The organism is Paraburkholderia antibiotica, from assembly GCF_012927125.1.
In the GTDB taxonomy this organism is placed as follows: domain Bacteria; phylum Pseudomonadota; class Gammaproteobacteria; order Burkholderiales; family Burkholderiaceae; genus Paraburkholderia; species Paraburkholderia antibiotica.
This window is the reverse complement of record NZ_JABBFZ010000005.1, coordinates 309,460-329,695: the sequence shown is the minus strand read 5'-3', so window position 1 is coordinate 329,695 and position 20,236 is coordinate 309,460. Positions and strand designations below refer to the sequence as shown.

Genomic DNA, 20,236 nt, shown 5'->3' with positions numbered 1-20,236 from the left:
TGAAGCTTAGAAGCGGTGACGCAAACCGACCGTAGCAGCCGTCTGGTTCTTCGACGACGACGTCGGAACGCTATTGTCGCCGCTGTAGATCGAAGCCACGCCGCCGTCGCCCATTGCGTGCTGGTACACGGCTTGAGCGTAGACGTCGGTGCGACGCGACAGCGAGTAGTCAGCCTGCAGGCCGATCTGGTGGTAACGGGTCTTCTGGTCGTTGCCGTCGGCATTGATGCCGTAGCCACGTGCGTCCGTGAACGTGTAAGCGATGCCCAGAGCCATTGCCGGCGTCAGGTTGTACTTACCGTTGACTTCGTAGTTGTTGGTGCGACCTTGACGCTGACCAGCTGCTGCGCCGACCAGGTTGTCGATACGCGATTGCGTCCATGCCACGCCGACGAGTGCCGGGCCGAAGCCGTACGAAGCGCCTGCGCCGAACTGACGCTGACGGAATTGAGCGTCGGCGAGCGAGCCGCCTGCGTTCGCGATCGTGCCCACCGAAGCGCCCGTGGTGTTGCCATTCGGGTTGTTCTGCTGAGCGTATGCAGCACCGAGGTGCAGGCCTTGCCACTGGTATGCAGCACCGACGCTGTACTGGCGGTTGTTGGCGAACTGACCAGCCTGGTTCGAGAAGCCGTACGTGCCGCCGAACGTGAAGCCAGCGTAGTTAGCGCTCGAGTACTTGATCGAGTTGTTAACCGACAGACCACCGTTGGTGTTCAGGTTGTCGTTGTTGTACGGGTGAGCGAAGAACGTACCGCCCCAGCTGCCCGTTGCGGTCAGCGGTGCCAGGTAGTCTTGCGCTGCGTCGTATTGACGGCCCAGCGTAACCGTACCGAATTGCGAGCTCGACAGACCGACGAACGCTTGACGGTTGAACATGCCGCCGTTGTTGGTGAAGCCGCCGTTGTTGATGTTGAAGCCGCTTTCCAACGTGAAGATTGCCTTCAGACCGCCGCCCAGATCTTCCGAACCGCGCAGGCCGAACATGCTCTGGTTGATGCCGCCGCTGCCTGCTGCCCACTTAGCGTTGCCACCAACGTTGCTGGTGTACGTCAGGCCTGCGTCCAGCAGACCATACAGGGTCACGCTGCTTTGTGCGTGTGCGACGGAAGCGAACGATGCGGCAGCCGCAACGACGATGAGACTCTTTTTCATGGGAACTCCAATTCGAAAAATTTACGGGGAGCGGGACCCGCCTCAGCGGCTGATGCCGAGAGCATCTGCCACCGCCCTGTGGCCGAGCCGTGAAGCTTGGCTGGGCACCCTTGAAACGAAGCGTGAGTGTAGGTGGACACCCTAATAGCAGCGCCGACAATTCACGCAACATGATTTTTCGAATTTCGCAACAATTGGTGCGGACACTGACCTAAGTCATTGTTTTTCAGTCAGTTCTGACAATATTGAGCGGTGGGGTCGTCAGCGTTAGAGCAGACGAATTTGCAATGTCTCAATATTCAAAGTTGTGCGTTTGCAACACCGTTTTAATACCTGTGACGTAATCGGGCCGGAACAAATTGCCGACTAAAGCGTGTAATGATTTGTTACCAGACAATTGAATGAGCAATTTCGCGAGTGACGCAAAAAATATTTTCGAAATGCGGGAACTTAATAGAATTATTGCAGTCTTTATCGCGCTTGCTCTCTAATCAACACGGTTTGTATTACGATCGATTAGCTCGTTGCGCAATTGCATAGGCTATTCGCCGAATTGCTCCCGATCGCTATTTGCCAGCTTCAAGCAACGGCTCGTGTAGCCTCGCTACGCAGCGATCCGCAGTCCCCACGGCCTCTTCATGTCGGCAATAAAAAACCGCCTGTTCGGCGGCCTTCTTATTTCTCATTCCGACTAATACGTCTTTCAGTCGCGCTTTCATAAAGCGTAGGCGTATCGCGAAGAAGCTTTCGGCACGGGTGTTGTCCGGAAGTAAATTGCGGCGCCGGCCGCCGCGTGACAAAACCCGTGCTGAAAGCGGACGACATACGTCAGTAAGCCTTCCCAATTTATTTAACGACGCAGCTCTGTTCGTTTTGACGCGGAGTTTCCCTGATACCGGCGCGGTCACGCTTGTGGCCGTGCTGGTGCCCGCTTATGCGCTGCGCTGCAAACGCCTGACGGCCGCCCGCATTCTCAGACGATGCGCGCCGCGCGCCGGCGCTTGACCTCGCGTGTCAACGTATGCGGAAAGTCCACTCATGACACCGCCTGTAGAAATCTCTCCGGCTCAAAACGAAATTTTCAACGCACGTGGCGCCTCAGCGAGAACCTGGCTTCGACCCTGCCGCGTCGTCGGACGATGCCGCGAGAAACGGATCGAGCCCGAACAGCCATGCAAAGCAGAACGCGCCCCACTTCAGCGCGCGCATCGGCCGCCGCGGCGGGTCTTCATGCGCGTCATCGAACGATGCGCCCGGCGCGGCTTCAGGCGGGACTAGCTCGGCAGCGGTCGGGTCGGTTCGCATGATAGTTCTCGTTATTGGATGGATGTGGAAGCCGACCTGTCGCAAACGACATGCCACTCTCAGGAGGCCGAATACATCCCTGCTGGAAAACAGGCTACAGACGTGCGGAGGTCGACTCTGTGCGCTTGCACGCCAAAGCCGCGAAGTGACCGAACGATCGAACGGAAATCCGCAGACGGAAGCGGAAACCGGTATAGGGCTTGATTGCTGCCGGCTATCCGTAGGATGAACGCAGAAACGGAAGAAGCGTGAAGCGCGCTTAAAGACGCTCACTTAAAGACGCGCATTCAAAGACAGTTACGCCGCGCGCAAAAACAAAAAGGGTTCCGAAATTCGGAACCCTTTTGCCAATACTTGGTGGGCCGGGTGGGGTTCGAACCCACGATGTCCTTTCGGAGGTGGATTATGAGTCCACTGCCTGCAACCAACACGGCGTCCAGCCCAGGAAGAAAAAGACCCGGTCATAAAGGCCGGGCCCGTTTCGTCGATTGGCCGACATACTACACGAAAAAGGAGCCTCCGCAACCGCCCCGCTTGCGCGAAACGACCGGGAGGCCCCTTTGATCGCATCATTTGCAGCGATGCGCCACCGCGATCAATTCCCTTCGAGGAAAGACTTCAGCTTGTCCGAGCGACTCGGATGACGCAGCTTGCGCAGCGCCTTCGCTTCGATCTGACGGATCCGCTCACGCGTGACGTCGAACTGCTTGCCCACTTCCTCCAGCGTGTGATCGGTGCTCATTTCGATACCGAAGCGCATGCGCAACACCTTCGCCTCGCGCGGCGTCAGCGAATCGAGCACGTCCTTCACGACGTCGCGCATGCTGGCGTGCAATGCGGCATCCGCCGGCGCAACCGTGTTGTTGTCTTCGATAAAGTCGCCCAGATGAGAATCGTCGTCGTCGCCGATCGGCGTTTCCATCGAGATCGGCTCCTTCGCGATCTTCATGATCTTGCGGATCTTGTCTTCCGGCATCTCCATCTTCTCGGCCAGCGTTGCCGGATCCGGCTCGAGACCGGTTTCCTGCAGGATCTGACGCGAGATGCGGTTCATCTTGTTGATCGTTTCGATCATGTGAACCGGAATCCGGATCGTACGCGCCTGGTCGGCGATCGAACGCGTAATGGCCTGACGAATCCACCACGTCGCATACGTGGAGAACTTGTAGCCGCGACGGTATTCGAACTTGTCCACCGCCTTCATCAGGCCGATGTTGCCTTCCTGAATCAGGTCGAGGAACTGCAGACCGCGGTTCGTGTACTTCTTCGCGATGGAAATCACCAGACGCAGGTTCGCCTCGGTCATCTCACGCTTCGCCTGACGCGCCTTCAGTTCGCCGGCCGCCATCTGACGGTTGGTTTCCTTCAGGTCCTTCAGCGGCAGCACCACGCGCGCCTGCAAGTCGAGCAGACGCTGTTGCTGTTCGCGGATCGCCGGGATGTTGCGCGTCAGAATCGCGCTATAGGCATGCCCTTCGGCAACGATCTTGTCGGCCCATTCGAGGTCCGTTTCGCTACCCGGGAAACGCGCGATGAATTCCGCGCGCGGCATCCCGCACTTGTCGACCACGGTATGCAGAATCTGCCGCTCGACCTGACGCACTTCGTCGACCTGCGCGCGCAGCGTGTCGCACAGACGCTCGACGGTACGCGCGGTGAAGCGGATCGCCATCAGCTCGTTCTGGATCGTTTCCTGCGCCTTCAGATAGGACTTGGACTTGTAGCCTTCCTTCTCGAACGCGCGACGCATCTTGTCGAACCATTCGCTGATCAACGCGAATTTTTCGAGCGACGCGCGACGCAACGCTTCGAGTTGCGCGGCGTTGGCGGTGGCTTGCGCCGAACCGTCGTCTTCTTCCTCGTCCTCTTCGTCCTCTTCCTCGGCGTCCTCGTCTTCGTTTTCGATCGCTTCCGCTTCCTGCGCGGAGAAGCCGTCGGCATCTTCCGCGTCGGCGTCGATCAGGCCGTCGACCAGTTCGTCGATGCGGATTTCGTCGTTCGCGACGCGCTCGGCCATCGCGAGGATGTCGGCGATCGTGGTCGGGCAGGCCGAGATGGCCATCACCATGTGCTTGAGGCCGTCTTCGATGCGCTTCGCGATCTCGATTTCGCCTTCGCGCGTGAGCAGCTCGACCGTGCCCATTTCGCGCATGTACATGCGCACGGGATCGGTGGTGCGGCCGAATTCGGAATCGACGGTGGACAGCGCGACTTCGGCTTCCTCTTCGACTTCGTCATCCGACGAAGCCGCGGGCGCGTTGTCGTTGAGCAGCAGCGTTTCAGCGTCCGGGGCCTGTTCGTAGACCGCCACGCCCATGTCGTTGAACGTGCTGATGATGCCTTCGATCGCCTCGGTTTCCGTGAAGTTGTCCGGCAGGTGATCGTTGATTTCGGCGTACGTGAGGAAGCCGCGCTCCTTGCCGAGCTTGATCAGCGCGCGCAGTTTCGAGCGGCGTTCTTCGAGTTCCTCCACCGTACCGGGCTGCGACGACGCGAATGCATCCTTCAGCAGCGCTTTTTCCTTGGCACGACGGTCGCGAGCCTTGACCTTCTCCGTCTTGCCCGGGGCGGCGGCAACGGTTTCTTCGGCCTGGGTTGCATCGTCATCGACAGATACTTCGTTCAGCTTTTTCGTCATGGAGTTCGCTGTACCAGCTGTAGTCTCGACCCCCGGCTGTTGGGCAACAGCCGGTTGAGCCGTGGATACTGGAGTCACGCGCGCTACCGCATCATCCGCGACGGCAGCCGCTTCCCTTGCGCTTCTGACACCTGGTCGCCTGGCGGCGGCCGACGGTGCTACCGCTTTCGCCGCCCGAACCGGGGCCGCCTGCGCGGCCGCAGTGGTCGACGATTTCTTCCCGGCAGCCGGTGCAACGTTGACGGCAGACGTTTTTCTGGCGGAAGCAGTCAGCTTGGCTTCGGTAACTTTTCCGGTGCGCTCTTGAGCGCGTGAGCCTGTTGTCTGATTTCCGCCTGTCGTCTTTGCCATCGCATCGCCTTTCGCCTTTGCTAGGAAAACCCTTGAAAAAACAAACCGCTAGAAACTTTTGATTATACCACCCGAGTTTTGAGCCCTCCGTTAGAGCCCGAGCTGACGCTTCATGTCAGCCCGCTTCCGATTGAGCTCCGAAAGCTCGGCAAATTCTTCCGGCGTATGCCGGGATTGTCGCGAAAGTTGCTCGAGACGATCGCAACAGGCGTCGTACCGCATCTTCAGAATCGCGGCCTTCAATTCCTCGCCAACGATCCGCTCCTGCTCGCGCCGCTCCTCGACGACGGCCGCGTCCTGCGGGTCTTTCAGCAGCAAATCCCGAACGTTTTCATCATAGTCTAGAATTTTGCGAAAGATTTCCTCGAAAGTTGGGGCGTTCGCGCCATTTCGCAAGAGATCGGACAACAGCTGGAACTCCGCCGAATCGCCGAGCGCACGCGCGTGCGTGGTCACCTCCGCGAACAGTTCCGCGTGCCGGGTCACGGTGACGAGCGCATCCTCCGCCTCCTCGTCGAGCATCCCGACGGTGCGCGGATACATCACCAGATTGCGCAGCGTCTTTTCCTCGATCCCCGTCACGCTGCGGCGGTCCTTGCGGGCCGGCGCCTCGCGCGCCGCCGCGGCAATCCGCGCATCGACCTCGCACAGCGCCGCGACTTCGCTGAACGGCACGTCGAGCCGGTCCGCGAACATATGCATGATTTGCGCGCGCAGCGCATTGGCCGGCAACGCCTGCAACAGCGGCTTGGCGTCGAACAGCGCGCGCGCCCGGCCTTCCGGCTGGTCGAGCTCCTTGCCCGTCAGCACCTCGTTGAGCATGAACTGCGACAGCGGCATCGCCCGCTCGACCTGCTCGGCGAACGCCTCGGTGCCGAATTCACGCACGTAGCTGTCGGGATCGTGCTCGGTCGGCAGGAACAGGAAGCGGATCGTACGGTTGTCGGCTGCATGAGGCAGGCAGGCGTCAAGCGCGCGGCGCGCGGCACGGCGCCCGGCCGAATCGCCGTCGAAACTGAAGATGACCGTGTCGGTCTGGCGCATCAGTTTCTGCACATGAATCGGCGTGCAGGCGGTGCCGAGGGTCGCGACCGCATTCTGGAAACCCAACTGGGCCAGCGCGACCACGTCCATATACCCTTCGACGACCAGCACGTAGTGCTGTTCGCGGATTGCGAGACGCGCTTCAAACAGCCCGTATAGCTCGCTGCCCTTGTTAAATAGCGGTGTTTCAGGCGAATTCAAATACTTCGGCTCACCGCCGTCGAGCACCCGGCCACCGAAGCCGATCACCTGGCCCTTCACGTTGCGGATCGGGAACATGATCCGCTCGCGGAAGCGGTCGTAGCGGCGGTTCTGGCCCTGCCCGTCGGACTTTTCGCTGACGATCACGAGACCCGCTTCGACCAGCGCGTCGTCGCGATAATTCGGGAACGCCGTCTCGAGGTTCTGCCAGCCGTCCGGCGCATAGCCGAGGCCGAAGCGCGCGGCGATTTCGCCGGTCAGGCCGCGCTTCTTCAGATACTGGATCGCGCCCGACGCGCCGCGCAGCTGCTTGCGGTAGTAGTCGCAGGCGGTCTGCATCAGGTCGGACAGCGCGGTGGTAACCGCTTTGGATGCCGCCGGCGCATAGCCGCCGCCAGCACCGCCGCCCGCGCCGCCATAGCCGGGCGAAGGCTCGTGCGGCACGGTCAGGCCGACCGATTGCGCGAGCTCGTTGACCGCTTCGGGAAACGATGCACCGACGTGCTCCATCAGGAAACCGATGGCCGTACCATGCGCGCCGCAGCCGAAGCAGTGATAAAACTGTTTAGTCGGACTAACCGTAAACGAGGGGCTCTTCTCGTTGTGAAACGGACATAGCCCCATGAAGTTCGCGCCGCCCTTTTTCAACTGCACATACTTGCCGACCACGTCGACGATATCGACGCGGTTGAGCAGGTCCTGCAGGAATGACGGTGGGATCACAGTGAATGACGCTGCCAGGAAAGCTTCAAAATCCAGGCCCGAAAAGCGGGCCCGACACGATCGCCGGGCCGCGCACCCCACTTCCAACAAAGCGCGCGCGACCCGGACAGACCGGCGGAGTTACTTCGCGAGCGCGGTCTTGACCTGCGCCGAGACGGCGGTCATGTCGGCCCGGCCGGCCAGCTTCGGCTTGAGCACGCCCATCACCTTGCCCATGTCCTGCGGACCGGCCGCGCCGGTTTGCGCGACCGCGGCCTGCACTTCGGCGACGATTTCCGCTTCCGACATCTGCTCGGGCATATAGGCGGACAGGATAGCCAGCTCGGCCTTTTCCTTGTCGGCCAGATCCGTGCGGCCAGCGGCCTCGAACTGGCTGATCGAATCCTTGCGCTGCTTGATCATCTTGTCGACGGCGGCGGTTATGCCCGCGTCGTCGAGCGTGATGCGCTCATCGACTTCGCGCTGCTTGATCGCGGCGAGCAGCAGGCGGATCGTACCGAGACGCTCGGTCTCGCGCGCCCGCATGGCAGCTTTCATATCGTCGTTGATCCGGTCCTTGAGACTCATCACTCACCTGAATTGCGTTGAAAAGTTGAAAAACCGGCCGGTCGGCGGCAGCAATACCGCGACATCAACACGAAAACCCGCTTGGGACAGCTTCCTCAAGCGGGTTGGCGCAATATGCGTAGTGGATGCGACCCTGCCGGCTGGCCCGATGGGCCGGGTTATCCGTGATGGCACCGATGCGCCATCCTCGGTTCGATGGTCGCCGCGACGCTCCTCGGAGCGGAAGTACGGCAACGCCAGAATGAATCAGTAGAGCTTTTTTGGCAGCATCTGCCCACGCAGACGCTTGAAGTGACGCTTCACCGCCGCCGCTTTCTTGCGCTTGCGTTCGGCTGTGGGCTTTTCGTAAAACTCGCGAGCGCGAAGTTCCGTCAGCAAACCGTTTTTCTCCATCGTGCGCTTGAAACGGCGCATGGCGACTTCGAACGGCTCATTGTCTTTTACGCGGATGGTCGTCATTTTTCAATAACGGAACTTTGTAAAGGTTGATGAGTATAGCAGAGCTTTCTCACAAAGCCATTGCGCCGTCAAGCCCCCCGCGCATAGTCGGCGGCGGCCTCGCCAGCCGCGACACCCGACGCCCACGCCCACTGGAAGTTATAGCCGCCGAGCCAGCCGGTCACGTCGACTGCTTCGCCGATGAAGTAGAGACCGGGCACCCGCGAGCTCATCATCGTCGTCGACGACAGCCCGCGCGTGTCGACGCCGCCGCGCGTCACTTCCGCCTTGCGATAACCCTCGGTGCCGTTCGGAGTGAGCGTCCAGCGCATCAGCGCCTCACCGATGCGGCGCAACGTCTTGTCCGGCAGATCAGCCACGCGCGCCTCGGCGGGCACCTGATGCGTGTCGAGCCACACATGCGCGAGCCGCTGCGGCACCCATTCCGACAGCAGATTGGCGATCTGCCGCTTCGTGCCGCTTTTGGCCTCGATCAGCTCAGCGGCGGCATCGCGCTCCGGCAGCAGATTGATATGGAGCGGCTCGCCGGGTTGCCAGTAGCTCGAGATCTGCAGCACGCCGGGGCCCGACAGGCCGCGATGCGTGAGCAGCAGGTCTTCGGTGAATTCGGCGCCGGTCTTCTTGTTGCCGGTCGACAGCTGCACTTCGAGCGACACCCCCGACAGCGCCGCGAACGGCTCCCAGTCGGCCGGCGCGAAGGTCAGCGGCACCAGCGCGGGACGCGTATCGATCAGCTTGTGGCCGAACTGTTTGGCGATCCGGTAGGCGAAATCGGTCGCGCCGATCTTCGGGATCGACAGACCGCCCGTCGCGATCACGAGCGCGCGCGCGGCGATCGTCCCGGCCGACGTACCGAGCGTGAACGCGCCCTGCCCATCGTGCCGCACCTCGTCGACCGACAACGGCGTGCGCCACGCGACGCCGCCCGCATCGCATTCGTTCTTCAACAGGTCGATGATCGCATCGCTCGACTGGTCGCAGAACAGCTGGCCCTTGTGCTTCTCGTGCCACGTCACGCGATGCTGCTTGAGCAGCGCCATAAAGTCGCGCGGCGTGTAGCGCGCGAGCGCCGAGCGGCAAAAATGCGGATTCGCCGACAGATAGTTGGCCGGCCCCGCGTGCAGATTCGTGAAGTTGCAACGCCCGCCGCCGGAAATGCGGATTTTCTCCGCGAGGCGCTGCGAGTGGTCGATCAGCGCCACGCGCCGGCCGAGTTGCCCGGCCACCGCCGCGCACATCATGCCGGCCGCGCCCGCGCCGATCACCGCGATATCGAAAGATTCCATGGGGCCGCATTGTACCTGCGGGGCCCGACCGCCAGAGGCCCGGGTCCGTGGGCGTCTGCGCCCGTTTGCCCGCGCTGCTATACTTTCAGGCTTACCTTTCACTTTCGGGCGTGCACTCGTGCGCCCGGTTCACGCGACTCAAAGCGACTCATCATGCTCGTTCTCGGCATCGAAAGCTCCTGCGACGAAACCGGTCTCGCGCTCTACGACACGGAGCGCGGCCTGCTCGCGCATGCGCTGCATTCGCAGATTGCGATGCATCGGGAGTATGGCGGCGTAGTGCCTGAACTGGCATCGCGCGACCATATCCGCCGCGCGTTGCCGCTGCTCGAAGAGGTGATGGAGCGCGCGAGCGTCGCGCGCAGCGACATCGACGCGATCGCCTACACGCAAGGTCCGGGGCTCGCCGGCGCGCTGCTGGTCGGCGCGAGCGTCGCCAATGCGCTCGCGATGGCGTGGAACAAGCCGACCGTCGGCATTCACCATCTCGAAGGGCATTTGCTGTCGCCGCTGCTCGTCGACGAGCCGCCGCCGTTCCCGTTCGTCGCGCTGCTGGTGTCGGGCGGTCATACGCAGTTGATGCGCGTGACTGACGTCGGCGTCTACGAGACGCTCGGCGAAACGCTCGACGACGCCGCCGGCGAAGCCTTCGACAAAACCGCCAAGCTGCTCGGCCTCGGTTATCCGGGCGGCCCGGAAGTGTCGCGCATGGCCGAGTTCGGCACGCCCGGCGCGGTCGTGCTGCCGCGTCCGATGCTGCATTCGGGCGACCTCGACTTCAGCTTCAGCGGCCTGAAGACGGCCGTGCTCACGCATGCGAACCGGCTCGGCGGCGCGAACATCTGCGAGCAGGCGAAGGCCGATCTCGCGCGCGGGTTCGTCGATGCGGCCGTCGACGTGCTGGCCGCGAAGTCGCTCGCGGCGCTCAAGCGCACGAAGCTGAACCGACTGGTGGTGGCGGGCGGCGTCGGCGCAAACCGGCAGTTGCGCGAGGCGCTGTCGGCGGCCGCGCAGAAGCGCAACTTCTACGTGCATTACCCCGACCTGTCGCTGTGTACGGACAACGGCGCGATGATCGCGCTGGCCGGCGCGCTGCGCCTGCAACGCTGGCCCGAACAGGCCGGCAACGACTACGCGTTCACCGTGAAGCCGCGCTGGGATCTGACGTCGCTCGCACACTGAAGCAAGTTCAAACCGCGCCGTCCGCCGCAATTACAACGAGCGACGACGGGCACGAAACGAAAAAAAGCCGCTTTAAAAGCGGCTTTTTTCATACTGCGCCTCCCCGTAACCCATCGGGGCAAGCGGATAGCGCGTAGCTTCAACCCACGCGCTTATCCCGCTCGATCACCGCATACGCGCTGTGATTGTGGATCGACTCGAAGTTCTCGGCTTCGAGCACGTAGGCGACGACACGCTCGTCCGCATTCAGACGTTGCGCGACGTCGCGCACGAGGTCTTCGACGAACTTCGGATTCTCATACGCACGCTCGGTGACGAACTTCTCGTCCGGGCGCTTGAGCAGGCCCCACAGTTCGCACGACGCCTCTTCCTCGGCGATTCGCACCAGTTCTTCGACGGCGACGTCGCCGCTCAGCTCGGCATCGATCGTCACGTGCGAGCGCTGATTATGCGCACCATACTGCGAGATTTTCTTCGAGCACGGGCACAGGCTCGTGACCGGCACCAGCACTTTCATGAACAGCCGCGTCGCGCCGTCACGGGCATCGCCCGTCAGCGTGACTTCGTAGTCGAGCAGGCTTTGCACGCCCGACACCGGCGCGGTCTTGTTCATGAAGTACGGGAACGACACTTCGATGCGGCCCGCCTCGGCCTCGAGCTTTTCGAGCATGGCCGCGAGCATCGTGCGGAAAGTGGCCGCGTCGAGCGGTGCCTTGTTCTCTTCGAGCAGCGCGACGAAACGCGACATGTGCGTGCCCTTCTGCTCGGCCGGCAGATGCACGTCGAGATTCCACGTGCCGACCGTCGGCTGCACGTCGCCGCTTTGCGTGCGCACCGTCAACGGATGACGCACGCCCTTGACGCCGACCCGTTGGATCGGAATCTGACGCGTGTCGGGGGTGCTTTGCACATCGGGCATCACAAAGGCGGGATTCATCTGATTCATTCTTGTGTCCTTTCTGGAAAGCGCCGGGCGGCCCCGAGATTTCGCTGCATCGGGATTGTCGCGCAGCGGTTCGGGCGCCCGGCGGCCGTGCGGATCGGCGCGCGCAACGGCGAACGCCGGCTCCTGCCGGCGTTGGGTGACGGGCCGCAACGCCCGTCCGTTCAAACTGGAGATTGCCGTGGTCGCCGTCGCGTGAGTGATACACGCGGGCAGCCCAGTCGGTACGACCGGTGCTGGCGCGCTTACGCGACGCGCTTCACCGACGATTGACCGCCGACCGCGCCGCTCGCGAGGAAGCGTTCGCGGATCGACCGGGCGATACCCGCGGCGTCGAGACCGCACGCGGCGAGCAGCTTGGCCGGGTCCCCATGATCGATGAACCGGTCGGGGAGGCCCAATTGTAGTACGGGTCGCATAGCCCCACTCTCGAGCAGGGCTTCGACGCAGGCCGAACCCGCGCCGCCCATGATGCAGCCTTCCTCGACGGTGACGATCGCGTCGTGCGTTTCGGCGAGCTGACGCACGAGTTCAGCGTCGAGCGGCTTCACGAAGCGCATATTCGCGACCGTGGCGTCGAGTTGCTCGGCCGCTGCAAGCGACGGCGCGACCATCGTGCCGAACGCGAGAATCGCGATGCGCTTGCCGGCCGGCTGCGAGGTCTCGCGACGCACTTCGCCCTTGCCAACCGGCAGTGCGGCCATCTGCTTGACGGTCGCGACGCCCGTGCCGGCACCGCGCGGATAGCGCACCGCGGTCGGGTTCGGCTGCTGCAATGCGGTGTACAGCATCTGGCGGCATTCGTTTTCGTCCGCCGGCGCCATCACGGTCATGTTCGGGATGCAGCGCATGAACGCGAGGTCGTAGGCGCCCGCGTGCGTCGCGCCGTCCGCGCCGACGAGGCCCGCGCGGTCGATCGCGAACACGACCGGCAGGTTTTGCAGCGCGACGTCGTGGATCAGCTGGTCGTACGCACGTTGCAGGAAGGTCGAGTAGATCGCGACGACCGGCTTCATGCCGTCCGCGGCGAGACCGCCGGCGAACGTCACCGCGTGCTGCTCGGCGATGCCGACGTCGAAGTAGCGATCCGGGAAGCGCTTCTCGAACTCGACCATGCCCGAGCCTTCACGCATCGCCGGCGTGATGCCGACCACGCGCGAGTCGAGCTCGGCCGCATCGCACAGCCATTCGCCGAACACCTGCGTGTAGGTCTTCTTCGACGGCGTCGTGGCCGGCTTGATGCCTTCGGCCGGATTGAACTTGCCCGGGCCGTGGTACAGCACCGGATCGGCCTCGGCCAGCTTGTAACCCTGGCCTTTCTTCGTGACCACGTGCAGGAATTGCGGGCCGCGCAGTTCCTTGATGTTCTGCAGCGTCGGGATCAGCGAGTCGAGATCATGACCGTCGATCGGGCCGATGTAGTTGAAACCGAACTCCTCGAACAGCGTAGCCGGCACGATCATGCCCTTCGCGTGCTCTTCGAGCTTGCGGGCGAGATCGAGCATCGGCGGCGCGACGCGCAGCACGCGTTCGACGCCCGCACGCGCGGCAGCGTAGAAGCGGCCCGACATCAGGCGCGCGAGATGGCGATTCAGCGCGCCGACCGGCGGCGAAATCGACATGTCGTTGTCGTTGAGGATCACGAGCAGCGGCACATCGTCTTCGACGCCCGCGTTGTTCATTGCCTCGAAGGCCATGCCGGCCGTCATCGCGCCGTCGCCGATCACGGCGATGCCCATGCGGTTGTCGCCCTGCAGCTTGCTCGCGACCGCCATGCCGAGCGCGGCCGAGATCGACGTGCTCGAGTGCGCGGTGCCGAACGTGTCGTATTCGGATTCGTCGCGTTTCGGGAAGCCCGAGATGCCGCCCAGCTGACGCAGCGTGTGCATCTGGTCGCGGCGACCCGTCAGGATCTTGTGCGGATAGGTCTGATGGCCGACGTCCCAGACGATGCGGTCGTGCGGCGTGTCGAACACATAGTGCAGAGCAATGGTCAACTCGACCGTGCCGAGGTTGGACGAGAGATGGCCGCCCGTCTGCGATACGCTGTCGAGCACAAAAGCGCGCAACTCGTCTGCAAGCGGTTGCAATTGGCGGCGATCGAGGCGGCGCAGGGCTGCCGGGTCGTCGATGGTTTTCAGCAAGTCGTACATCGTCGTTCCATTGTAGGAAAACTTACGCGCCCGCACTTCATACATGCACCCCGGGGATGGAGAGTGCGCGGCGGCGGGCTTTCGCGTTCAGCTGACCCGGTTCACCACCAGGTCGGCCAGTTCGGCAAGACGCTGCGCGCGCGCGCCGAACGGCGCGAGCGCGGCGTGGGCGTCGCTGCGCAGTTGCGCCGCGAGTGCGCGCGACGCGTCGAGCCCGATAATCGACACGTAGGTCGGCTTGCCGTCCTTCGCGTCCTTGCCGGCGGTCTTGCCGAGCGTCGCGGAGTCGGTCGTGACGTCGAGAATGTCGTCGACGACCTGAAACGCGAGGCCGACCGCCGCGGCGTATGCGTCGAGCGAAGCCAGCGCCTGCGCGTCCGGCGTCTCGCCGGCCAGCGCACCCATGCGCACGGCCGCGCGCAACAGCGCGCCGGTCTTCATGCGATGCATGGTCTCGAGCTGCGGGCGCGTCAGCGTGTGGCCGACGCTCGCCAGATCGATGGCCTGACCGCCGCACATGCCGATCGAGCCGCTCGCCAACGCCAGCTCGCGCACGAGCGATGCCTGCTGCTGCGCGCCCAGCACGTCCGAAGTCAGCGCAACGAACGCCTGCGATTGCAGCGCATCGCCGACCAGCAGCGCGGTCGCCTCGTCATACTTGACGTGGACCGTCGGCTTGCCGCGGCGCAGTGCGTCGTCGTCCATGCACGGCATGTCGTCGTGCACGAGCGAATACACGTGAATCATTTCCAGCGCCGCCGCCGCCGCGTCGAGGCACTCGACGCGCGCGCCGGTCAGCTCGCCGGCCGCATGGCACAACAGCGGCCGCACCCGCTTGCCGCCGCCCAGCACCGCATAGCGCATTGCTTCGTGCAGTTTGGCGGGTTCGGTCGTCTCGGCCGGCAGATAGTTTTCCAGCGCCGTTTCGACACGCTCGAGCACCGAGCGCGTCCATTGTTCGAATGTCATAGGTCGTCCCCGCTTTCAGTCGCGGCTGTGCCTGCGGTATTCATGGGCAGAGGCTTGAGCGTCTCGCCGTCGAGCACGCGCACCTGCTGCTCGACCTTTTCGAGCTGCTGCTGACAGAACGCGACGAGCGCCGCGCCACGGCGATACGCGCTCAGCGATTCCTCGAGGCTCAGGCTGCCGCCTTCCATGCGTGCGACGAGCTCTTCCAGCTCCGCCTGCGCGGCCTCGTAGTTCTCCGGCAGCGGCGCGCTATCGCCGTTTTCAGCGGATGCGGCGGCGGAATCTTTCGATGCGGTCTTCGCCATGAATAGTCGCAAAATTAAAACAAGTCGGACATTCTACGGCAAAAGCGACAGTTTCGACCCGCTCGCCACCCTGCGCCCCGCCGTCCCACCCCGTTTCAACCCTGACTTATCCCTGCTTTTTCCCCTCTTCGACCCTGAAGTCTCGCAGAAAAAAAGCCACGGGTCTGCGGCAAAAATGCCGAACTTTCCTGACATTTTTAACCCAAATCAGATACTTAAGTGCCCCAGCAGAGGGGAAACGGGTATAATTGCCGGTTCCCTAAATCGAATCTATCGATGGTTGGGTTGTTCACTGCTTTCACGTCTTCACGGGAGTGGGAATGTCCAATCTGAGCAATGCATTGCAGTTGCGGTCTGTCCACAGCCAGCTGCCAGTCACGGCTTACTTTGACGAAGCGCTTCTTACGCGCGAAATCGACACCCTTTTCAAGAAAGGTCCTCGCTACATCGGCCACGATCTGATGGTGCCCGAAGCGGGGGATTATTTTGCCTTGCCCAGCGAACGCGAGGGGCGGGTACTCGTGCGTAACCAGCAATCGCAAATCGAACTGCTGTCGAACGTGTGCCGCCACCGGCAAGCCATCATGCTCAACGGTCGCGGCCAGGCGCAGAACATTGTCTGTCCGCTGCATCGCTGGACATACGACCTCAAAGGCGAGCTGCTCGGCGCCCCGCATTTCGCCGACAACCCGTGCCTGAATCTCGGCGCCACGCCGCTGCAGAACTGGCAGGGGCTGCTGTTCGAGGCACAGGGACGCGACGTCGCGAAAGATCTCGCGCGTCTGGGCCCGAGCCGTCATTTCGACTTTTCGGGCTTCATGTTCGATCACGTCGAAGTCCACGAGTGCAACTACAACTGGAAGACCTTCATCGAGGTCTATCTGGAGGACTATCACGTCGCACCGTTCCATCCGGGCCTCGGCAGCTTCGTCAACTGCGACGATCTGACCTGGGAGTTCGGCGACTGGTACAGCGTACAGACGGTCGGCGTGCACAAGGATCTGGAGCAGCCGGGCAGCCCGACGTATCGCAAGTGGCACGACGAGGTGCTGCGCTTCCGTGGCGGCAACCCGCCCGAATTCGGCGCGATCTGGATGGTGTATTACCCCGGCATCATGATCGAGTGGTATCCGCACGTGCTGGTCGTGTCGTGGCTGATTCCGCGCGGTCCGCAGAAAACCACCAACGTGGTGGAGTTCTATTACCCCGAGGAAATCGCGCTGTTCGAACGCGACTTCGTCGAGGCCGAGCGCGCCGCCTATATGGAAACGGCGCGTGAAGACGACGAAATCGCCGAGCGCATGGACGCCGGCCGGTTCGCGCTGATGGAGCGCGGCGAGTCGCAGGTCGGTCCGTATCAGAGCCCGATGGAAGACGGCATGCAGCACTTCCACGAGTTTCTGCGCCGCGAACTCGGCACGATCTGATTCACGCCGCGAGGCATCGGAATCGATACACGGAAAGACGGGCTGCGGCCCGTCTTTTTTGTTTAGACTACCGACATAGACCGGCCATCCGCCCGCCGCGCCACAACGTGCAGCCGAAGCCGCCATCGCCCGTATCGAGGAGACGCCATGCCCCACACTCACTACACCACCCTGATCTCCGCGATCAATCTCGCCGAACGGCTCGCAGCCGCGCCGGGCAGCGTGTTCGTGATCGACTGCCGGTTCGATCTCACCAATGCCGAAGCGGGCGAGAAAGCCTATCTGGCCGGCCATCTGCCTGGCGCGCACTATCTGCATCTCGATCGCGATCTGTCCGGGCCGAAGAACGGCTCGAACGGCCGGCATCCGCTGCCGGATCGCGCGCGGCTGGTCGAGACGCTCGAATCGCGCGGGCTCAAGCAGGGTCAGCAGGTCGTGGCCTACGACGCACAAGGTGGCATGTACGCGGCGCGCGTCTGGTGGCTGCTGCGCTGGCTCGGCCACGACGCGGTCGCGCTGCTCGACGGCGGACTGCAGACTTGGGAAGCGGCCGGCCAGGCATTGACGCAAGACGCGCCCGCGCAAAACACCGGCGACTTCAACGCGGCCGCGCCGCTCGCCGTCACCGTCGATGCACAGGCGGTCGAGCGCAATCTCGGTTCGAAAGAGCGCGTCGTCGTCGATGCGCGCGCGGCCGATCGCTATCGCGGCGAGAACGAAACGCTCGATCGCGTCGGCGGCCATATCCCGGGCGCGCTCAATCGCTTCTTCAAGGACAACCTCACCGCCGACGGCCGCTTCAAGGCCGCCCACACGCTGCGCGAGGAATTCCACGCGCTGCTCGGCGACACGCCGCCCGAGCACGTGGTGCTGCAATGCGGCTCGGGCGTCACCGCCTGCGTGAATTCGCTGGCGATGGAGATTGCCGGCCTGCATGGCTCGGCGCTCTATGCGGGCTCGTGGAGCGAATGGAGTTCGGACCCGAAGCGGCCGGTGGCGACGGGCGCGAATCCCTGAGCACGAACTGAACACGAACCGCGACCCTTAACAAAAAAGGCCGTTGCCGCGTCAAAGCGGCAACGGCCTTTTTCATTCATCAGTTTTCCGGTTCGATCGACGAAACGTGAAGATTCTTTAAAGCCCGCAAGCTTTGTCAACGTTCGTCAACTTCGCTGGCGCGTGTCACGCCACCCCGTGCTGCTTGAACCACACCAGCGCGCGACGCCAGCCATCCTCCGCATCGGCCTTCCGGTAGCTCGGCCGGTAATCGGCGAAAAACGCGTGACCCGCATCGTCATAGACGACGAACTGCGAACCCCGCCCCGCCTGCGGACCTTGCGCGATCGCCTGCTTCATCTGCTCGAGGGTGTCCTGCGGAATGCTCTGGTCCTGGCGCCCGTACATGCCGAGCACCGGCGCGTGCAGGCTGGCGACGAGGTCGATCGGATTGGCCGGCGTCATCGCATTCTTCGCGCCGGTCACGCGACCATACCAGGCCACGCCCGCCTTCACGCGCGGATTGTGCTCGGCGTACAGCCACGCGATGCGCCCGCCCCAGCAGAAGCCGTTCACGCCGAGCCGGCTCAGGTCGCCGCCGTTTTCGCCGGCCCACGCGGCGGCCGCGTCGAGATCGGCCAACACCTGCTCGTCGGGGACCTTGCTGACCAGTTGCTCGCTCAACTGCTGCATGCTCGTGTAGACCGTCGGATCGCCCTCGCGCTCGTACAGGTTCGGCGCGATCGCCAGATAGCCCTGCTTCGCGAAGCGCCGGCAGACGTCGGCGATATGCTCGTGCACGCCGAAGATCTCATGCACGACGAGGATCACCGGCAGATGTGTCTTGCCCTTCGGCTGCGCGCGATAGGCCGGGATCAGCGTACCGCCCGAATGGAACGCCACTTCGCCGGCTTCGAGGCCATCGCTGTCGGTATGGATGGTTTGCGCCGAGACCGGCAGCACCGCCGCCGCGAAACCGGTGCCGAGCGCGGCCTTGATGAAGGTGCGCCGATTGAAGGGAACGTGCGGGATCAGACTGTCGACTTCGGGTTTCAGCATGCGGCGCTCCTCGATGAATTGTTAGATGCAACAGGATACGCCTTGCCCGCATCCCGTTGCAGCTTCGACCAGGGTGACCGCCGGCCCGCGTCAGCCCGTCAGCGCGGTCAGTGCAGCTTGACGCGCGGCAGCGTGGTGCGGCGCAGCCAGTGCGCGAAGGTATCGAGGACCATGCGCGGATAGCCGTGCAGCGCCGCGATATGCAACCGGTACAGCGACATATACATGAAGCGCGCGAACAGCCCCTCAATCAGCATGTTGCCGCCGATCACCCCGCCCATCAGATTGCCGACCGCGCTGAAGTGCCCGAGCGACACCAGCGAGCCGAAGTCGCGATAGGTGAACTCCGGCAGCGGCTTGTTGTCGAGCCGCGCCGCCAGCGCCTTCAGCAGAAAGCTCGCCTGCTGATGCGCGGCCTGCGCGCGCGGCGGCACGTTGCGCTCGTTGCCCGGCCACGCACAGGCCGCGCAGTCGCCGAGCGCGAAGATGTTGTCGTCGATTTCGGTTTGCAGCGTGCGGCGCACGTTGAGCTGGCCGAGCCGGTTGACCGGCAGACCGTCGAGTTGCCCAAGCACCGCCGGCGCCTTGATGCCGGCTGCCCACACGGTCAGATCGGCGCGCACGGTATGACCGCTCGCGGTGCGGATGAAACCGGGCGCGACCTCGGCCACGGTCTCGCCGATCATCAGCTTCACGCCAAGCTTGGTCAGCAATTCGGCGGTGGCGGTGGACACGCGCTCCTGCAACGCCGGCAGAATGCGCGGCCCCGCCTCGATCAGCACGATGCCGACGTCATGCCGCGGATCGAGCTTGTGCAGGCCGTACGCGGACAGCACCTGCGCGGTATTGCGCAACTCCGCGGACAGCTCCACCCCCGTCGCGCCGCCACCGACGATCGCCACCTGAATGCGCGGCTCGCTCGACGACCACGTGCCGGGTCCCGGTCGCGACTCGACCGGCTCGTGCTCCTGATGCTCGGCGCGCATGCACGCCGCGATCAGACGCTTGCGGAAACGCTCGGCCTGGCCAACGGTATCGAGCGCAATGGAGAATTCGGCGGCGCCCTGGACGCCGAAGAAGGCCGTGGTGCTGCCGATCGCGACGACCAGCGTGTCGTACTCGAGCTCGCGCTCGGGCAGCAGCACCGCGCCGTCGTCGTCGAGCAGGGTGCCGAGCGTGATACGGCGATTCGTGCGGTCGAGCCCGGTCAGCTCGCCCTGCTGGAACTCGAAGCCATGCCAGCGCGCCTGCGCCGCGTATTCGAGCTCCTGCGTGAACGGGTCCATGCTGCCGGCCGCGACCTCATGCAGCAGCGGTTTCCAGATATGCGTGGGGTTGCGGTCCACCAGCGTGACCTGCGCCCGCGCGCCACTGCCCGTCTTGCGGGCGCCATAGCGGTCCCCGAGGCGTGTCGCCAGTTCCAAGCCGCCCGCACCTCCCCCAACGACGATAAATCGATGCATTGCACTTCTCCGT

The 20,236-nt window shown here is 63.5% G+C and carries 16 protein-coding genes and 1 tRNA gene; 3 read left to right on the top strand and 14 right to left on the bottom strand.

Annotated elements, in window-relative coordinates:
• Window positions 1–6: 6 nt before the first annotated feature.
• From HHL14_RS12360 to HHL14_RS12325, 8 genes are all read right to left on the bottom strand, one after another.
• The gene (locus HHL14_RS12360; protein WP_169497889.1) at window positions 7–1,152 is read right to left on the bottom strand and encodes a porin; all 1,146 of its coding nucleotides are present in this window, start codon (window positions 1,150–1,152) and stop codon (window positions 7–9) included.
• 1,098 nt (window positions 1,153–2,250) lie between these two features.
• The gene (locus HHL14_RS12355) at window positions 2,251–2,457 is read right to left on the bottom strand and encodes a hypothetical protein (RefSeq protein WP_169497888.1); all 207 of its coding nucleotides are present in this window, start codon (window positions 2,455–2,457) and stop codon (window positions 2,251–2,253) included.
• A gap of 355 nt (window positions 2,458–2,812) precedes the next feature.
• A tRNA-Ile gene (locus HHL14_RS12350) sits at window positions 2,813–2,900 on the bottom strand.
• A 152-nt stretch (window positions 2,901–3,052) separates the two neighbouring features.
• Window positions 3,053–5,446, bottom strand: coding sequence for an RNA polymerase sigma factor RpoD (rpoD, locus tag HHL14_RS12345; RefSeq protein WP_169497887.1), 2,394 nt, complete (start codon window positions 5,444–5,446; stop codon window positions 3,053–3,055).
• Between the two features lie 90 nt (window positions 5,447–5,536).
• Entirely contained in the window at window positions 5,537–7,414 is a 1,878-nt protein-coding gene (gene dnaG, locus HHL14_RS12340) for a DNA primase (protein WP_169497886.1), read from the bottom strand.
• Window positions 7,415–7,534: 120 nt separating this feature from the next.
• Window positions 7,535–7,981, bottom strand: coding sequence for a GatB/YqeY domain-containing protein (locus HHL14_RS12335; RefSeq protein ID WP_169497885.1), 447 nt, complete (start codon window positions 7,979–7,981; stop codon window positions 7,535–7,537).
• Between the two features lie 246 nt (window positions 7,982–8,227).
• Entirely contained in the window at window positions 8,228–8,440 is a 213-nt protein-coding gene (gene rpsU / locus HHL14_RS12330; RefSeq protein ID WP_008919901.1) for a 30S ribosomal protein S21, read from the bottom strand.
• A 68-nt stretch (window positions 8,441–8,508) separates the two neighbouring features.
• Window positions 8,509–9,726, bottom strand: a complete 1,218-nt coding sequence (locus HHL14_RS12325) for a BaiN/RdsA family NAD(P)/FAD-dependent oxidoreductase (protein WP_169497884.1) — start codon at window positions 9,724–9,726, stop codon at window positions 8,509–8,511.
• 153 nt (window positions 9,727–9,879) lie between these two features.
• On the opposite strand from HHL14_RS12325, the gene tsaD reads away from it, so the two are divergent.
• Window positions 9,880–10,908 (top strand): tRNA (adenosine(37)-N6)-threonylcarbamoyltransferase complex transferase subunit TsaD, encoded by a 1,029-nt coding sequence (gene tsaD / locus HHL14_RS12320; RefSeq protein WP_169497883.1) that lies wholly within the window; start codon window positions 9,880–9,882, stop codon window positions 10,906–10,908.
• 139 nt (window positions 10,909–11,047) lie between these two features.
• Here tsaD and folE2 read toward each other — a convergent pair whose 3' ends face one another.
• The 4 genes from folE2 to HHL14_RS12300 all read right to left on the bottom strand — a co-directional run bounded on the left by folE2 (window position 11,048) and on the right by HHL14_RS12300 (window position 15,278).
• Window positions 11,048–11,854, bottom strand: a complete 807-nt coding sequence (gene folE2, locus HHL14_RS12315; RefSeq protein WP_169497882.1) for a GTP cyclohydrolase FolE2 — start codon at window positions 11,852–11,854, stop codon at window positions 11,048–11,050.
• 242 nt (window positions 11,855–12,096) lie between these two features.
• Complete coding sequence (gene dxs / locus HHL14_RS12310) at window positions 12,097–14,004, bottom strand: 1-deoxy-D-xylulose-5-phosphate synthase (protein ID WP_169497881.1); 1,908 nt, start codon at window positions 14,002–14,004, stop codon at window positions 12,097–12,099.
• 87 nt (window positions 14,005–14,091) lie between these two features.
• Entirely contained in the window at window positions 14,092–14,973 is an 882-nt protein-coding gene (locus HHL14_RS12305) for a polyprenyl synthetase family protein (protein ID WP_169497880.1), read from the bottom strand.
• Window positions 14,970–15,278 (bottom strand): exodeoxyribonuclease VII small subunit, encoded by a 309-nt coding sequence (locus HHL14_RS12300; protein WP_169497879.1) that lies wholly within the window; start codon window positions 15,276–15,278, stop codon window positions 14,970–14,972. The genes HHL14_RS12305 and HHL14_RS12300 overlap by 4 nt, the downstream gene beginning before the upstream one ends.
• 320 nt (window positions 15,279–15,598) lie before the next feature.
• Between HHL14_RS12300 and HHL14_RS12295 the strand changes: the two genes are divergently transcribed.
• A complete protein-coding gene (locus HHL14_RS12295; RefSeq protein WP_169497878.1) occupies window positions 15,599–16,705 on the top strand; it encodes an aromatic ring-hydroxylating oxygenase subunit alpha in 1,107 nt (368 codons plus the stop codon).
• 147 nt (window positions 16,706–16,852) lie between these two features.
• Window positions 16,853–17,722 (top strand): sulfurtransferase, encoded by an 870-nt coding sequence (locus HHL14_RS12290; RefSeq protein WP_169497877.1) that lies wholly within the window; start codon window positions 16,853–16,855, stop codon window positions 17,720–17,722.
• A gap of 165 nt (window positions 17,723–17,887) precedes the next feature.
• On the opposite strand, the gene HHL14_RS12285 is transcribed toward HHL14_RS12290, so the two are convergent.
• Window positions 17,888–18,760: a dienelactone hydrolase family protein gene (locus tag HHL14_RS12285; protein WP_169497876.1), complete on the bottom strand. Its 873-nt coding sequence runs from the start codon at window positions 18,758–18,760 to the stop codon at window positions 17,888–17,890.
• Window positions 18,761–18,867: 107 nt separating this feature from the next.
• On the bottom strand, window positions 18,868–20,223 hold the full coding sequence (locus tag HHL14_RS12280; protein ID WP_169497875.1) for an NAD(P)/FAD-dependent oxidoreductase: 1,356 nt from the start codon (window positions 20,221–20,223) through the stop codon (window positions 18,868–18,870).
• Window positions 20,224–20,236: the final 13 nt, after the last annotated feature.

What these genes read in the sequence shown, in the direction of transcription:
- HHL14_RS12280 (WP_169497875.1), bottom strand. Translation starts at nt 20,223, where the DNA reads ATGCATCGATTTATCGTCGTTGGGGGAGGTGCGGGCGGCTTGGAACTG.
- HHL14_RS12290 (WP_169497877.1), top strand. Translation starts at nt 16,853, where the DNA reads ATGCCCCACACTCACTACACCACCCTGATCTCCGCGATCAATCTCGCC.
- dxs (WP_169497881.1), bottom strand. Translation starts at nt 14,004, where the DNA reads ATGTACGACTTGCTGAAAACCATCGACGACCCGGCAGCCCTGCGCCGC.
- HHL14_RS12300 (WP_169497879.1), bottom strand. Translation starts at nt 15,278, where the DNA reads ATGGCGAAGACCGCATCGAAAGATTCCGCCGCCGCATCCGCTGAAAAC.
- HHL14_RS12285 (WP_169497876.1), bottom strand. Translation starts at nt 18,760, where the DNA reads ATGCTGAAACCCGAAGTCGACAGTCTGATCCCGCACGTTCCCTTCAAT.
- HHL14_RS12305 (WP_169497880.1), bottom strand. Translation starts at nt 14,973, where the DNA reads ATGACATTCGAACAATGGACGCGCTCGGTGCTCGAGCGTGTCGAAACG.
- HHL14_RS12325 (WP_169497884.1), bottom strand. Translation starts at nt 9,726, where the DNA reads ATGGAATCTTTCGATATCGCGGTGATCGGCGCGGGCGCGGCCGGCATG.
- tsaD (WP_169497883.1), top strand. Translation starts at nt 9,880, where the DNA reads ATGCTCGTTCTCGGCATCGAAAGCTCCTGCGACGAAACCGGTCTCGCG.
- HHL14_RS12335 (WP_169497885.1), bottom strand. Translation starts at nt 7,981, where the DNA reads ATGAGTCTCAAGGACCGGATCAACGACGATATGAAAGCTGCCATGCGG.
- folE2 (WP_169497882.1), bottom strand. Translation starts at nt 11,854, where the DNA reads ATGAATCAGATGAATCCCGCCTTTGTGATGCCCGATGTGCAAAGCACC.
- HHL14_RS12355 (WP_169497888.1), bottom strand. Translation starts at nt 2,457, where the DNA reads ATGCGAACCGACCCGACCGCTGCCGAGCTAGTCCCGCCTGAAGCCGCG.
- HHL14_RS12295 (WP_169497878.1), top strand. Translation starts at nt 15,599, where the DNA reads ATGTCCAATCTGAGCAATGCATTGCAGTTGCGGTCTGTCCACAGCCAG.
- rpoD (WP_169497887.1), bottom strand. Translation starts at nt 5,446, where the DNA reads ATGGCAAAGACGACAGGCGGAAATCAGACAACAGGCTCACGCGCTCAA.
- HHL14_RS12360 (WP_169497889.1), bottom strand. Translation starts at nt 1,152, where the DNA reads ATGAAAAAGAGTCTCATCGTCGTTGCGGCTGCCGCATCGTTCGCTTCC.
- rpsU (WP_008919901.1), bottom strand. Translation starts at nt 8,440, where the DNA reads ATGACGACCATCCGCGTAAAAGACAATGAGCCGTTCGAAGTCGCCATG.